The sequence below is a fragment of the Marinobacter sp. B-12 genome, from assembly GCF_056857915.1.
Map to the genome: position 1 here is coordinate 13,468 of NZ_JBSXOB010000051.1, position 15,134 is coordinate 28,601.

Consider the following 15,134-nt stretch of genomic DNA (forward strand, 5'->3'; position numbering starts at 1 on the left):
GCTCTCCTCCAGCTTTTATGCGAGTTCAGCTTAGGTCATTGAAAACTCTGGCGTCACTTTTTGTGGCCAAGTCGTCTGGCGCCTGACCCAAACGGATACCGATAAATAGCAGCACACCAATAAGAATGCTCATCGCCGCTGCAATAAAACCGAACCCCAAGCCGGCCAAGATAACGAGCAAAAAAGCGGCGCGGGCGCCAAAAGTCTTCAGCGTGTGGATCATGGTCTGTCTCCTTAGATTATCGTTGCGAGAACGGCAGTCTGACGTTGATGGTATTCAACGGTCTGTCAAAACCATTAACACCCTGTAATCTCATTCGAGTTGTTCCTCGTGGGTGACAAAAGTCAAAACAACTGAAGTGCATAAATAAAGGATTCCGAATGGAGCAACGCTGCCACTTTCACGATCGTAGATAGGTCAGCCTGGAAATAACAGAATTTTAACCTCCAGGACAGCTGGCTGGCAGGCTAGGCCTCTAGATTGGGAGTCATGGCAGCGATGGTCGCTGTCTGACAACCAAAGGTAAAACCAATGAAAATTCAACCAAAATCCCGTTTCTCCCGTCTTACGATGGTCACTCTTGCTGGAACCATCGCCCTTGGCGGATTAGGCGCAATGTTTGCACACGCCGAGAGCGGCCGAGAGGACGCGGCGCACGTCCAGGCGATCTCTACCGCCAAATTAACACTGGCCGACGCGGTTCGCACGGCCGGGAAGGCTGGCCAGGGCATCGTGACGGGTGCTGAATTTGAGGTGAAAAATGGCAGCACTTGGTACGAAGTAACGACCCAGAAGGGCTCTAACGAGGTCGATCATCGCATTGACCCAATGACCGGAGAGATTCTCGCCAGCACGTCTGGTGCCCAAGAGAAGGACGGCGACAGCGGTACCGAAGAGGCGCAGGAGTTCTCTGCCATCCAGGGCGCCAAGTTTTCCCTCTTGAAAGCGATCTCGGAAGCCGAAGCCCAGGGGAACAAGGTGCTTGGCGCAGAATTCGAGCATGAAGACGACAAGCTGGCCATTGAACTCAGAGTCGCGGACGCCGCAGGCGTGGTATCCGAACGCATGATCGCTGCCGACACCGGCTCGGCGATCCCGGGTGATCAGGATGACCGCGAAAACGATGATGGCGAATCGGCTGAAGATCACGAAGGCTAACCGCCGCAAGAAACCAGACTGCCGCCTTACGGGGCGGCAGTTTGTTGATCAACACACCTGAGTTGCGAATCAAAATGCCATGCACAGATATGAAACGGTTGCGGAAAATGCCTTATAGTGACGGCCATACAATCAATTAGTTGTCACAAACCCTCAATCTGAGCCCTACCATGATGGATTCGATTACTCAGGCAGCCCTGTCTCTGGCTCAAAGTGCTGGAGTATGGGGCTACTGGTTTGCCTTGCTCGCGGCACTGGCGGAAACGGCGTTTCTCCTCGGCCTTCTGGTTCCCGGCTCAGCATTGCTGTTGTTGATGGGAATGCTGGCTGGACAAGGGGTTTTCGACCTTGGCGATCTGCTGTTTTTCGCTATCGCGGGCGCCACGCTTGGGGACAACCTGAACTACTTTCTGGGGCGTCGATATGGGCGAAACTGGTTGCGTCAGGACCGTTGGTTTCTGAAAGCAGAGCACATGGGAAAAGCTGAGAGGTTTTTTCATAACCACGGTGGAAAAAGTGTGTTTCTGGGGCGTTTCGTACCTTCAGTAAAGGAGATCATGCCATTCATTGCTGGCATGGCTGGCATGGAACGACGTTCTTTCATGATCTGGAACCTGGCCGGTGCCGTAGGCTGGAGTGTCCAATGGATCCTGCCAGGCTATCTGTTTTCGCAGTCCTTGTCCCTTGCCCAGGCCTGGCTCTCTCGCGTTGGCGTCATGGCGCTGATTCTGGTCATCGTGCTGGTTCTCCTTTATGGACTGCGCTGGTCTCTGATGCGTTATGGACCCAGTGGCTTTCAGTTTCTCCGGTCAATTGTTCGATCAGTGGGCGCCGCAATTCATCAAAATCCGGAAGTTGTGAACCTGGCCCGACGCTTCCCCAAGGCCACCCGCATAATCAAACGGCGCTTCAGCCGCGATAGTTGGAAGGGCTTGCCAGTCACGCTTGCGGGCGTCTGTGGACTCTATGTTCTTTTCGTTTTCGCAGGGTTGGCAGAAGACGTAGTTACAGGCGATGCGGTTACCGCAATCGACCTTCGCGTGAATTCACTTTTGGCCAGCATTCAAACACCATTTTTTAACCAGTTTTTCTACGCCGTAACGTCACTTGGCTTTTGGCCTCTGGTGGTTAGCGGTATGTTCACTGCAATGTTCTGGCTTTGGTACCGCGAGCAGTCTGCGCTTATTTTTCCATTAATTGTTTCGGTTGGAAGCTGTGAACTGCTGACCTTGTTCAGCAAGCTGTTGTTTCATCGCCCCAGACCAGTTGCTGGCTTGATAGACACAGCAGGTTTCTCGTTTCCAAGCGGGCATGCCAGCATTAGTGTTGCGTTTTATGGTTTTGCCATTTACCTGGCGATGCGTTCTGCCCGGCTTTGGCGTACACGCCTTAATCTGCTGATTCTGGCCTTGCTAGTGGCATTTTTGATCGGGTTCAGCCGCATCTACTTGGGAGTTCATTATTTCAGTGATGTGGTTGCCGGTTATCTTGTCGGTTCGATGGGGTTATTGCTGGGCATTGCAGCCACCTACCTGAACCCGATTCCTGAACGTTGGTTTGAGCAAAAGTTCGAGCTTGCTCCAGCGTTGAGGCTGGCTGGCGCTATTAGCGGTTTTGCTGCCTTTGCGGCTTTGTTGCTAATGACAAACGCGGGAAAGATCCCCTTAACGGCGCAGCCTGAATCGGTGAACCGACCAATGGTTCAGTCTGAGTTTCCGCAAATAGTGTTGCAGGACAACTCCAACCAGGCCAGTTCAGTCTTTGGCAACCCCGAAGCACCAATCAACACAATTTTCGTGGCCCGCAACCTCGACCAAATTCGTACCTGTTTGTTAGCTGCTGGATGGTTAGAGGCCGATCCGATTCATTGGGGGAGCGTTGTCAATGCCTATCTGAAAGTGGCTCAGGAAGAAGATTATCCGACAGCTCCCTTGTCGCCTTGGTTCTGGAACGCAAACTCCCAAACTCTGGGGCTGGTTCAGCCAGGGCAGCAGGGCCGGGTTTTCGACCGGAGTTTCCTTCGAGTCTGGAGTACGAACCATGCGCTGAATACCGGTGAAGGGCTATACGTTGCGACAGTTGGCCGGGAAGAACGAGAGCCTTGGCATCTCGTTCCGCAATCCCTTCCGAGTTTTAGCCAGGAGCGCGAGATATTGGCTAGAAAGCTGCGTGCAGGACAGGTGACGAACGACGTTTACGAGGTGCCTTACCCGGACACTACCAGCAACACCTCGGGAATCAACACCCCGCCTTATGATGGCGATGTCAGCGTGATCAACTTGGCAACAGAGTGCCAGTAAACTCACTTCAGGAACCCATAAACGCACCGAGACAATGAATGATGTCATGGTGCTGGCATGTCGTCCGGCTTGGTTTTGCTTGGGATGGAACCTTTAGCGGCCACCTTTTCGGAAATGTCGTTGGAGCTGTTACCAATGATGGATTGCAGCGCGCCCTCACCTTTCTAAATGCGCGACCATAATCCAGGCCATCTGGCGATACATTTTTTTCCTGCCCAGTCGCATCCCTCCTGAACGTTCTGATCTGTTTCGCTCTGCATCTCAACTATTTGAAATCCCCGTTGCTCCGGCATGGCTCCCAACCACTGTAGCTGTCGCCGCATTAAATCGCGGTTCTAATCACCGCTGATTGATTCTTGCATTTCACCTTCTCTTTGGATAACAAACGACGAAAAAGCTAAGGCATTATCAACTCTTACCCACTTGGTCCCGATAAGTCTCAAGATCACTCCGCAATGGCTCCAGGTCATAGCCGACTGCGCTGGCTTTGCCAAGTAGATCCGCGACCGAAGAGTAAGCCGCATTTGCATAGGCCCACAAGTGAATGGCGCGCTTACCGGTGCGACAATAGCCAAGTACCGAGTCCGTGGATGATTGCAGGGCACTGGCAAAAGCCTTGATGTCTTCAGGGGCGTACTTCCCCGGTTCGACCGGAATCTCGTACCAGGTAATGCCGAGCGACTCCGCCTTGTTTTTGAGAGTTTCGGTATCAGGCTGGTCGTCCGTTTCATTTCTGGGCCGGCTGGCGATAATCGTGCGGAAACCCGCGTTTGCCAGTTGTTCAATGTCGTCAATACCAGGTTGCGCCATTACGCTGAATTGGTCGTCAACTTTTTTAATATCCATGGGTATCTCCTTCAAGGATTCGAGGGTTGAGCCTATTGCACAAAAGGGGAGCGCCTGGCGACCCACCAACCTGCAATCATTGCCAACAGCATGGCAATCAGCGGGTACGAGGGATTACCGATCGATGCGAATGCCGGCCCCGGGCAATAGCCCGACAGTCCCCAGCCGGTTCCAAACAATGCGGCTCCCACAACGAGCTTCCCGTCCAGGTCATGGCGAGTTGGTAATCGAAAGCTTTTGCCCCGCAGCGGCTTGGCTTGACGGAGTACCACGCGATATCCGATAAACGTCGTTATTACCGCACCACCCAGCACGAATAGCAGTGTGGGATCCCAGGCCCCGAAGATGTCCAGAAACCCTAAAACACGTGCGGGATCCGTCATACCACCAAGCCCAAGCCCAACGCCAAAAAGTAACCCGGCGATATAACCAAAAAAGGCTTTCATGGAGCACCTCCGATCACATGTCGTGTCAGGAAAACGACAACCATAGCTACCAGAAGAAAGACTAGCGTTGCGACCAGCGAACGCTGCGACAACCTGGCAAGCCCGCAAACGCCATGACCACTGGTACAGCCGCTACCGACGCCAGTGCCGATGCCCACAAGCAGTCCTGCCACCAGCATCAAAGGGACTTCGCCGGACGGAGCGCCAATAACAGCCTGTGATGAGTCGGCGACGTTGCCAACGCCGCCAACGAGCATCAATAATAGCGGGCCACTCACCAAACCAAGCAGAAACATCAATCGCCAACCCAGCTCATCACGGTTGGGCTTATCCAGAAAAAGACCGGCAAGGATGCCACTTATGCCAGCAACCCGACCAAGCGTCGCCATCAGAAAAACGGCAGACAGGCCGATGAATCCGCCCCCAATCAGGCCTTGAATACTTGCAGTCCAGTTCATTGAATCCCCCCGTATGATCTCAAACCGAACCCTGGCGTATCCCGTCGTCGAGGGCTTCCCACGCATGTTTGGCTGATAAGTGAATGCGGCTAGCGGCCAGCGCTTTCCCAAGCTTCGTATGGCGCAGGCGATCCATAACCGGACCTTTTACCTCGGCCAGGTGCATGGAAACGCCGGTTGCGCGAAAGTCCATTTCAAGATGCTCAAGCATCTCCAGTGCGCTGGAATCGACGTAGTTAACCGCCGACATCAACAAGACAACATCGTGGACATCCTCATTGCACGACACTTTCTGCATGAGGTAGGTCTCCACTGCGTTGGCGTTGGCAAAATAGAGATTCTCGTCCACTCGAATAATCAGAACTGAGGGCAAGGTATCGACCCGATAGCGGTTCACGTTGCGAAAATGGTCGGTATCCGGTACTCGTCCAAGTATGGCCATGTGCGGTTGGCTGGTTCGCCACAGATACAAAACAAGTGATAGGCCGATACCGATGAGCAGGCCGGATTCGATGCCCAGAAATGGCACGGCCAGGCCGGTAGCCAGCAAGGCTATGCCATCGGCACGATCGTAGCGCCAGATCGCCACTGCGCCGGAAATATCAACGAGCTGCACCACAGCAACAACGATGATGGCCGCCAGCACGGCGTTGGGCAGGTAATAGAACCAGTCCGTAAAAAACGCTGCAACCACGGCAACCAGTGTTGCCGTCACGATGGCAGCAAACTGTGTGCGGGCACCGGCATCGAAGTTGACAACTGAACGCGAAAACCCACCAGCGACCGGCATCGCACCGCCAACTGCTGCAGCAATGTTGCTCATGCCCAGCGCAGTAAGCTCGCGATTGGCATCGATTTTCTGGCGCCGTCGGGCGGCCAGAACCTTGGCGACCGATACGCTCTCAACATACCCCACCAGTGCGATGAGAACGGCGGATGGTAGTAGTGCAACCCAACCTTCAGCGCTCAGAAAATCAAGGTCGGGTACCGGCAGTCCCCCAGGGATTGCGCCAACGACCGAGAGACCGTATCCCTCTGCCTGGCTGACACCTGCCACAACGGTCGAGCCGATCACAATAACAAGCGGGGCCATCCTGCCAATAATGGCAGCCGTGCTATGCGGTATACCGCGGGCAACGAGAAATCGCGCCATTGGTTTGCGCGCGAGCAGCAATAGTAGAATCGATATCAGACCAAACATCAGCGTCGGGACATGAATGTCACCGATACGCTGAAAAAACGGAATCACCGTTGCGAACAGGTCACCGCGTTCAAGTTGGATTCCGCTCAGGTGTTTGAGCTGACTGCTCACAATGAGTAGCGCCGCGCCGCTGGTAAAACCAGACAGCACAGGATGACTGATAAAACTGACCAGGGTACCGACTCTGAAAATGCCCATCAGCAGCAGGAGTGCGCCGGTTTCTGCGGCCAGAATCATGGCACCTGCAAGCGCCGCCTCACTACTCTCATTGCCAAAATGCGTCGACAAGGCGTTGGCCACCATCAATGCAGCCACGGCCACAGGACCAACCGCCAATGTGCGACTACTGCCAATTAACGCATAAACAATGGGTGGCAGGATTGACGCATACAGCCCCATTTCTGGCGGTAATCCAGCAAGCATGGCATAAGCCATACCCTGAGGGACCAGCAGAATGGCAGTGATGACGCCCGCGAGCACATCATCTGACAGATGAGCTGCCCCCGAGCCCTGCATCTGTTTCAGAAGCGTCACTATTGCTTGCCACAGGCCAGATTCGCCGGCACGGCAACATCCATCAGCTTGGGATCGGGCAAATCCAGATTATTCATAATTTGGGCGTACTCGGCTTCCGATTTGCCCGCCAGACGCGGGTTGTAATGTTTTTCCTCGTAGATGGAAGAACTCAACATTCCTTTGTAGTCGTGGGCCGGATACACCAACGTATCATCTGGCAAGCAGAACAGCTTGTTCACAATGGAGTCGTAGCTTTTGCGCGGATCGCCGCCCTGGAAATCCGTCCGGCCACTGCCGCGAATCAGCAGTACATCGCCCGTGAAGACCGCCTGCTGGCCGCCCTGGTTCCAGTAAAAACTGAAGGATTCATCCGTGTGGCCCGGCGTGTATATGGCTTCCAGCCGAATGCCGTCGATATCAATCCGATCGCCTTCCGATACATGCTCTGACACGCATTCCGCGTTGGTATATTCACCCATGATGGTGACGCATTGGGTGGCGTCACGCAGAGCGCCCAGAGCCGTGACGTGATCAGCGTGAGTGTGGGTGTCTATCGCCCTGACCAGCTTGAGGTCAAGTTGGTCAATTAACCCAAGATAAGCTTCTGTAGATTCTTTTACTGGATCAATTATCACCGCTTCCCGCCCGCGGCCCGAGGCAATGAGGTAGGTGTAGGTGCTGGACGTTTTGTCGAACATTTGACGGAACAACATAAAATTCATCCTTGCGATGCAACAACAATGATCTAAGCTTGTAACTAAAGGTAATAATTGACTGAGCAACTGTCAACCTCAAAATGCATTAGCGCAAATCTCGAAAGGAGTGCACGTGATGTCCAATCAACCCCAGTCGCACAATCATGTAGTGGTTATCGTCGGTGGTGGCGCAGCCGGGATTTCGGTCGCCGCTGGGTTACTCCGAAGACACGGCGACCTTGATGTCGCCGTTGTCGAGCCCAGTGAAAGCCACTATTACCAACCTGGCTGGACTTTGGTTGGCGGCGGAGCGATGACCGCAGAGGAAACACATCGGCAGGAACGGGACTACATGCCCGACAGAGCCACCTGGATAAAGGATGCGGTTGAATCATTTCAGCCGGACGAGAATCAGGTCACTTTGGTAACCGGTGATAAAATCACCTACAAGTATTTGGTGGTTGCTGCAGGGTTGAAACTGGACTGGGAGTCGGTTTCGGGTCTTGAAGACACGCTCGGCAATAATGGTGTTACTTCCAATTACCGCTTTGACCTTGCACCTTACACTTGGCGCTTAACACAAGAGTTTTCAGGCGGAAAGGCCCTGTTTACGCAACCTGCCATGCCGATCAAATGTGCTGGAGCGCCACAGAAGGCCATGTATCTTAGTACTGACTACTGGCAGAAAAGCGGACAGTCCGCCGATGTGCACTTCTATAACCAGGGCGGTGCAATGTTCGGGGTGCCAGCTTATGCAGAGGCTCTTGAGAAGGTGGTATCAGACTATGGCATTCACAAACATTTTGGCCACAACCTGACCGCCGTCGATGGCCCTGCAAAAAAGGCATGGTTTGAGACAGAGGACGGTAGAGTAGAAACCGATTTTGAACTGTTGCATGTGGTCCCGCCGCAATCAGCGCCTGACTTCATAAAAGCGAGCCCTCTGTCCGGAGATGCTGGATGGGTTACCGTCGATAAGCACTCCCTGCGTCACACCGAGCATGCAAACATCTATGGGCTGGGCGATTGCACCAATACTCCGAACGCAAAAACGGCAGCAGCAGTACGTCGTCAATTTCCGGTAGTTGTCAGTAATTTGTTACGGGATTTGGGGCATAATGCAGAGGAAGCGCTGTATGACGGATACGGCGCGTGTCCGTTAACCACTGAATCCGGTAAAGTGATGTTGGCAGAATTTCGTTACGACGGCGAAATCGTGCCAAGCTTTCCGTTGGACCCCAGAGTGCCTCGGCGCATCAACTGGTACATGAAACGTCGCTTTTTCCCATGGCTTTACTGGAACGTCATACTTGCTGGCAAAGACTGGAACAAGCCAGCACCGAAACCTCGTCCGGATTTACTGAGCTGATTTTCTCAGCTGCAAGACCCTGCACCTGCGGCAAGTCACCGAAAAGCGCTTGGACAGACTAGCGCCAGGTCATCAATGCCCACAACCGCTACCGGTTCCGCGACACCGGGAGTATTTGGACAACCTATCTTCTGGACTACATTGGCAGCGTGCAGTTTGCGGCGAACCATTCGCAGAGACGAACAAACGGTTTTGGTTCCTCACATCACATAACGTTTCTATAACACTTGCTGACGGCTCATCTTAGGTTCTCGTTTACATAATGTTGCGAGAAATATGGCCGTGTCATGTGTGCGAAATTTGATTGCAGTATAAAATGTTCAACGGTGGCTACTTGCTCCCCTCCTCCTGCCAGGTAATGCGGGTGTGGTAGTGTCTTAAGTCACTGGGCCGCTTATACTTGCTTATACGATGAATGCAGCTAAACTCCTATTCAGCTTGCATTTTTAGTCGCTGTTTGGCTAAAAAGTGTGCCTTCCCTGGCAGGTAACCGTCGGGTTTGTCAGTAGCGGGTCCCGGAGTGCAATCATTGACTGAATCGTTTCAAATAATATTAAGAGTAAAGTGCTGAGATTGCGCATGCAGCAACGTCTATCGCCACTATGCAGAGCCCTACGCCTACGCCCCAAGGTGGTTGCCGCCGTTATTTACTATTCAGTTTCCCCCAATGTAATTGCCGCAGATGATTCGCTTTGGGATATTCCCCTGGAAGAGCTCGGTCAAATTCGTGTGGTCTCAATTGCCTCTGGAACCGAAACACCTCTGGATAAGGCCGCTGCGATCACGTCGGTTATTAATGCTGACGATATTGCGGCCATGGGCGCCACGGACTTGGACCAGGTGCTTGAAACAGTGCCTGGGCTTCATGTGAATCATTCTGATCAGGGGTTCTCTCCGAAGTACGTTTTCCGAGGTATAACGTCAAGCAACAACGCGCAGGCGCTTTTGTTGATCAACGGCATTCCGACAACCACGATGATGTATGGAAACCGTGGCAATGCTTGGGGCGGCATGCCCGTGAAGGTCATTGAACGAATTGAGGTTATCAGAGGGCCTGGCTCAGCACTTTACGGTGCAGACGCCTACTCCGGCGTTATCAACATCACGACAAAGGGGCCTCAATCAATTGACGGACAGACAGTTGGTGGCAGGATAGGTAGCAACGATACGCGTGGTGGTTGGCTAGAATCAGTCCACCAAATGGGTGATTTAGGCTACAGTTTGGTGCTCGAGTACCAAACAACAGATGGGTGGGATGACACCATTGAGCGCGATGCGCAAACGAACTTTGATGAAACCTTTGGAACTTCAGCATCTCTCGCGCCTGGCCCCGTCAATACCGAGAGGGATCAGATTGATGCCCGTTTTGAAATGGGCGATGAACAATGGACATTACGTGCGGGCCTTCAAGACAGAAGCAACATAGGCACAGGCCCAGGCTTAGCCCAAGCATTGGATCCCAAAGGCCAATACTCATCTCGTCGGGTAAACCTTGACTATAGCTACCGCTGGTTCGATATCGCTGAAGGGCTGGATCTGGAAGCTAGGGTGTCCTATTTCAATATTACTCAAGAGCCCGAAAATGACATAGTGCTCTACCCGCCAGGCGCCTTCGATGGCAGCTTCCCCGATGGTTTGATCGGCAGTCCTGGATACAAGGAGAATCAGGCACGACTGGATCTGAGCGCAGTTTACCGAGGCCTCGATAATCATCGCATACATACCGGTTTCGGTACCTTTTGGGCCGATCTCTATGAGGTGACTGAACGCAAGAACTTCAACCCGGATTTCAGCCCCAAGGGCAGTGTAATTGATGTATCAGGTGATCCCAGTGAGATCTGGATGCCAGAGGAAGATCGGACAAACTATTACATGTTTGTGCAGGACGAGTGGAAATTCGCGCAGAACTGGCAATTGGTCAGTGGTATCCGGTTTGATGACTACTCGGATTTTGGCAGCACTATTAATCCGCGGGCTGCCCTGATATGGGCAACAACAGACACGATTACAACCAAACTTTTGTACGGCCGAGCCTTCCGTGCCCCATCATTGAATGAGCTTTATGTATCTAATAACCCAGTATTTATGGGTAACGATGAACTTGATGCCGAAACTATAGATACATATGAGATAGGAATGTCCCATCAGGTGACATCTCGTGTTCTGTACGCTCTGAATCTTTTCTATTACGAAATTGACGACCTCATCAACGCTGTACCGATCTCCGGGCTTATCGCAACTGAATACCGCAATGCTGGCCAGAGAACTGGGCGTGGTGGTGAGCTCGAGCTGGTCTATCAAGTTTCGGACGATCTGTCGCTGAAAGCCAATTACGCATATCAGACCGCTAAAGACGAACGTAACGGGCAATCCGTGGGCGATGCACCAAATCATCAAATATACGGTCGGGCCGATTGGTCCTTATCTTCCCAGTGGTTTTTTAGTTCACAGGTGAATTGGGTAGGTGAACAGAAAAGGACCGCAACTGATCAACGGGAACCTGTACCAGATTCCACTACGGTAGACATGACCCTTCGAACAAAAGGATTATGGCGCGGGCTGGATTTTTCTTTATCCGTAAAAAATATCTTCGACGAAGATGTCAGAGATCCAAGCCCCTTTGCTGAACCACAACCGCCTATTCCAAACGACTTCCCAATGCCGGGGCGTCGCGTTGTAGGAGAGCTCTACTACACTTTTTGAAGGTAGCTCGAATTTAATCCTCCCAATCTCGTTTAGCTACACCGTTATAAACAATGCTTTCGCAACGAATCGGGAAGAAGCTGCCTTCTGGCCGACTTCGAGCATCCTTGAAGCAAGGAGCCATTCCCGTAACGAATCCAGGTGACAGAATAAGCTGGTACTCCTCACATGTGAAGCCCATGTCCGCAGCCAGAGCAGCGTGCACAGCAGCAACGTTCATAGAGTAACCGTGCTTTTTGTTGACGTGTTCGTAGACGGCAAATGCCATCTTTAAATGACGCCCCTCGTAAAAGCCGTACTCTTTTGCCTTGGCCAGCGTGAAAGCAATGCGTTCATCTGTGGCCGCCAGTGGGCGGCCGTACCCGAAAAGGATGCGCCCCTGGTCTTTTTCGTGGTCGACAAAGTTCTCCAATTTTCCACCTTCATCACACCATTTTCCTGCCCGATAAAAGAAATCAAGTGCTCGGACCTCAGGTCGACGGCCATAAATAGATGCTTCCGAAATACTTAACCCAGCCATCATGCCAAGTGATGGAGTTGACCGAACGGAACCAGCTAGAGCCGCAACATGGTTTGGCCAAATCGATGGATCCGGATAGCTGCTACCTACCCAGTAACAGTTCAACATGTTGGCAACATTCCTACCTGGGTCCCTTCCAAGGATGGCGTAAATATAAAGATGCAACCACTCGAGATGGTCCAGCTGATGGTGGAGATCTTTCCCATGCATCACCACCCGTTCTGTCAAAAAAGCTTTTCCGATCCGGGTAACCAAACGGCTTTCAGAATCATAAAGTCGTTCGTGGTTCATTGTTTGCCCTCCTGGTTATGCTCGCTATACGGACCGGGATCGTCCTCCAGCTCAATGGCAGAGCTGTAAAACGGGAATTTTTTCCACCCCATTTTCCTTTGTTCCAATGCATGAACAGCGGCACCAGGCAGCCGAAGCATTAGGTATAGCATGCTGCCCTGATCCTGATCCAGACCTAAATCAACGAACGTTGCAGCCGCGACCGATGTGATGGAAATTGGGCATCGGAAGAATCCCTCAAGAATGTCACGGTGATTCCGCAGCCAAGCCAACGCCCCGTCGTCCGGAGCGAACTGAACCAAAAGCTCCAACGACTGGAGGAGTGTCGTCGGTATGTTGTCGCCATTGGGATCGAAGCCCGGTGGATGTTCTATAGCAGGCCATATATCGGCTCTTTCGTCTTCCTGGGGATCCTGAAGCCGGACTTTCCAGCGCTCAACGTCCTGTTCACACTCCCGCCATAAACGCATACAGATCTCAAGTTCCTGCGAGCCACCATAAAGTCCGGATCCGACCGCCATTGCTGACATTAGTGCCGAGCTATGGTTGGTTCCTGCAACACCGCCATTCATTGCAGCACGAATACTGGCCTCTTTAGGACCTTGGTTGGCAAGGACTAGGGCGATCTTTTCGAGTAATGCGGCTTCGCCAGGCTGCGGTCGATCCCCTTTGAGCATCAACAAAAGGTATTCAAACCAGGTTGCCTTTGTTATGACTTGGCCATACACGTCGTAACCGTGGCAGTAGCAGGCCTTTGCAGCGAAAGGATTGGATTCTTCCGGTTCTTCAAGCCAGAAATTGGAGTGGTAAACATAATCTGATGGCACGCCGGTTCCCCTACTCTAATCGTCAGTTTGTATTGAGCTGGTTAATACCTTCATTCTCGAGCCCAAGGGTGGTACTTGGTCACCATCAACGATGACGTCCACCAGGCATGGGCCCGGTCGAGACAAAATCTCTGCTATATCCAAGTCAGCTAATTGTTCCATGGATTCGACCCGGTAAGATTCGACCCCCAATGCCCGGGCCATCATTGAAAAATCGACGCTTGGTAAGCGAGTTGCTACCTGCTCCCCGCCACTCAACTTCTGTCCATGGCTAACCATACCCAATGAAGCGTCATTGAGAACTAACATGAGAAGGTTAAGATTCTCTTGAAGTGCAACGGTCAGTTCCTGGCCAGACATGAGGTAACTGCCATCCCCGGTAAAACAGATCACCGGGTGCCGACGATTGGCAGTGGCCATGCCAATCGAGGTGCCGATTGCCCAGCCCATGGCCGCGAAGCCCAGGCCAATATGAAAGTGATTTGTTTTGAGGGGCATTTCTTTGGGGCGCCTTACATTCCAGTAGTGAATTCCCCATAGAAAACTGTTCCCAGTGTCCATTAAAACCCGAGCATCCTGCGGACAGACTAGGCTCAAATAGGTCATCAATGACTGGCACTTTATGAGTCCGGATCTATCGAAACACTTATCGGGCTCATCGAAACTGGTGTCGACTGGCAAGCATTCATCGCTGGATATCGATCCGCTGGTTTGTCTCTTTGAACCTAGCCCCCAGGTTTCTGCCAGCGATTCGAAAAGAAATTCAGGAGAACCAAACACCACCAGTTTTGCCATAGTTGAGCGGCTTAGGTGCGTTGGATTATTTGAAATATGAATCAACCGGTCAGACAGTATCGTTGTAGGATCCCAACCGCAGGTAGAAACCTCATCTAATGCCGTACCGATGGCCACTACGCGGTCGGCGCTGTCCATTTTAAGCGCGTCGGAAGCGCTATCGTGCCCAGCAAAGCCAAATACCCCCCGATAAAGAGGATGAAAGCTATCGATCAGGCCCTTTCCGCGCGGGGTTGTAACCATCAACCAATGTCTTGACTCCGCGATCCGGACCAGTATTTCACTCGCTTCTGCTGCTCCTTCACCTAGAACCAGAGTTACTTTCTTGGCTGAATCCAGCTCACTCAACGCTGACTGAAGCGACTCTTTGTTCGGTGTTACTTTATAGTTTGTGAAAGCGTTAAGTTGTCCGTCCATCACGTCATCAGGAATCCGATGGCGCATTACGTCCAAGGGGATCGCAAGATGTGCCGGCCCGGGCTGATTGCTCATTGCATGGCTTACAGCCTGGAGCAGTTTGGTTTCGAGTTGCGCTGGATGTGATACCAGAGTGTTGTACCGGGTACATCGGGCAAACATCTCCACTGTATGGATACCCGTGCAGGACGTTTCCTGCAATGACCCCTGGCCGAACTTGTCCAAGGCTGTTTGTGCCGTTATAACAAGGATGGGAATGCCGTCCGCGTAGGCCGATGCGACACCGGTTAACAGGTTCGTAGCGCCTGGACCAGCAGTGGAACAACAGACGCCTATTTTCCCGGTTTCACGGGCATATCCTTCTGCCATGAAAGCCGCGCCAGATTCGTGACGAGCAGTAATGGTTCGAATGCCTCCGCGGCGCTCACTTCTTGCCAACGCATCATAAAATGGCTCAATGCTCCCGCCGGGCACCCCAAATACATACTCAACACCCAATCGCTCAAGATAACGAATAATCAAGTCACCATTTTCGAGCATTGATAATCCTTTCGGAGGTTACGTCCATTGAAGTATGAATGAAGACGGAAG

At 52.4% G+C, this 15,134-nt stretch carries 13 protein-coding genes; 4 read left to right on the forward strand and 9 right to left on the reverse strand.

All coding sequences use genetic code 11. From position 1 onward, the window contains the following. Positions 1–25: 25 nt before the first annotated feature. The gene (locus AC13D2_RS09135) at positions 26–223 is read right to left on the reverse strand and encodes a hypothetical protein (protein WP_300498542.1); all 198 of its coding nucleotides are present in this window, start codon (positions 221–223) and stop codon (positions 26–28) included. A 309-nt stretch (positions 224–532) separates the two neighbouring features. Between AC13D2_RS09135 and AC13D2_RS09140 the strand changes: the two genes are divergently transcribed. Then, positions 533–1,159: a PepSY domain-containing protein gene (locus AC13D2_RS09140; RefSeq protein ID WP_300498540.1), complete on the forward strand. Its 627-nt coding sequence runs from the start codon at positions 533–535 to the stop codon at positions 1,157–1,159. Between the two features lie 170 nt (positions 1,160–1,329). Beyond that, entirely contained in the window at positions 1,330–3,459 is a 2,130-nt protein-coding gene (locus AC13D2_RS09145; RefSeq protein ID WP_482938515.1) for a bifunctional DedA family/phosphatase PAP2 family protein, read from the forward strand. Between the two features lie 408 nt (positions 3,460–3,867). Here the strand turns inward: AC13D2_RS09145 and AC13D2_RS09150 are convergent, their stop codons facing one another. The 5 genes from AC13D2_RS09150 to AC13D2_RS09170 are packed head-to-tail and all read right to left on the reverse strand — an operon-like array spanning position 3,868 to position 7,639. Further along, a complete protein-coding gene (locus AC13D2_RS09150) occupies positions 3,868–4,305 on the reverse strand; it encodes a protein tyrosine phosphatase family protein (RefSeq protein WP_482938516.1) in 438 nt (145 codons plus the stop codon). Between the two features lie 32 nt (positions 4,306–4,337). After that, on the reverse strand, positions 4,338–4,751 hold the full coding sequence (locus AC13D2_RS09155) for a DUF6691 family protein (protein WP_300500324.1): 414 nt from the start codon (positions 4,749–4,751) through the stop codon (positions 4,338–4,340). Then, the gene (locus AC13D2_RS09160) at positions 4,748–5,275 is read right to left on the reverse strand and encodes a YeeE/YedE family protein (RefSeq protein ID WP_300500321.1); all 528 of its coding nucleotides are present in this window, start codon (positions 5,273–5,275) and stop codon (positions 4,748–4,750) included. Before AC13D2_RS09160 ends, AC13D2_RS09155 begins: the two co-directional genes overlap by 4 nt. Continuing rightward, a complete protein-coding gene (locus tag AC13D2_RS09165) occupies positions 5,229–6,944 on the reverse strand; it encodes a SulP family inorganic anion transporter (RefSeq protein ID WP_300500318.1) in 1,716 nt (571 codons plus the stop codon). Before AC13D2_RS09165 ends, AC13D2_RS09160 begins: the two co-directional genes overlap by 47 nt. Further along, a complete protein-coding gene (locus AC13D2_RS09170) occupies positions 6,944–7,639 on the reverse strand; it encodes an MBL fold metallo-hydrolase (RefSeq protein WP_300500315.1) in 696 nt (231 codons plus the stop codon). Before AC13D2_RS09170 ends, AC13D2_RS09165 begins: the two co-directional genes overlap by 1 nt. A gap of 118 nt (positions 7,640–7,757) precedes the next feature. Between AC13D2_RS09170 and AC13D2_RS09175 the strand changes: the two genes are divergently transcribed. Then, complete coding sequence (locus AC13D2_RS09175) at positions 7,758–8,990, forward strand: NAD(P)/FAD-dependent oxidoreductase (RefSeq protein ID WP_300500312.1); 1,233 nt, start codon at positions 7,758–7,760, stop codon at positions 8,988–8,990. Positions 8,991–9,569: 579 nt separating this feature from the next. Beyond that, positions 9,570–11,693: a TonB-dependent receptor plug domain-containing protein gene (locus AC13D2_RS09180; protein WP_482938517.1), complete on the forward strand. Its 2,124-nt coding sequence runs from the start codon at positions 9,570–9,572 to the stop codon at positions 11,691–11,693. A gap of 13 nt (positions 11,694–11,706) precedes the next feature. Here the strand turns inward: AC13D2_RS09180 and AC13D2_RS09185 are convergent, their stop codons facing one another. From AC13D2_RS09185 to AC13D2_RS09195, 3 genes are read right to left on the reverse strand one after another with little or no spacing between them, the layout of a single operon-like run. Continuing rightward, positions 11,707–12,504: a citrate synthase family protein gene (locus AC13D2_RS09185; protein ID WP_300498150.1), complete on the reverse strand. Its 798-nt coding sequence runs from the start codon at positions 12,502–12,504 to the stop codon at positions 11,707–11,709. After that, entirely contained in the window at positions 12,501–13,331 is an 831-nt protein-coding gene (locus tag AC13D2_RS09190) for a citryl-CoA lyase (protein WP_300498151.1), read from the reverse strand. Before AC13D2_RS09190 ends, AC13D2_RS09185 begins: the two co-directional genes overlap by 4 nt. 15 nt (positions 13,332–13,346) lie before the next feature. Beyond that, positions 13,347–15,083 (reverse strand): thiamine pyrophosphate-binding protein, encoded by a 1,737-nt coding sequence (locus AC13D2_RS09195; protein WP_300498152.1) that lies wholly within the window; start codon positions 15,081–15,083, stop codon positions 13,347–13,349. Between the last annotated feature and the right edge of the window lie 51 nt (positions 15,084–15,134).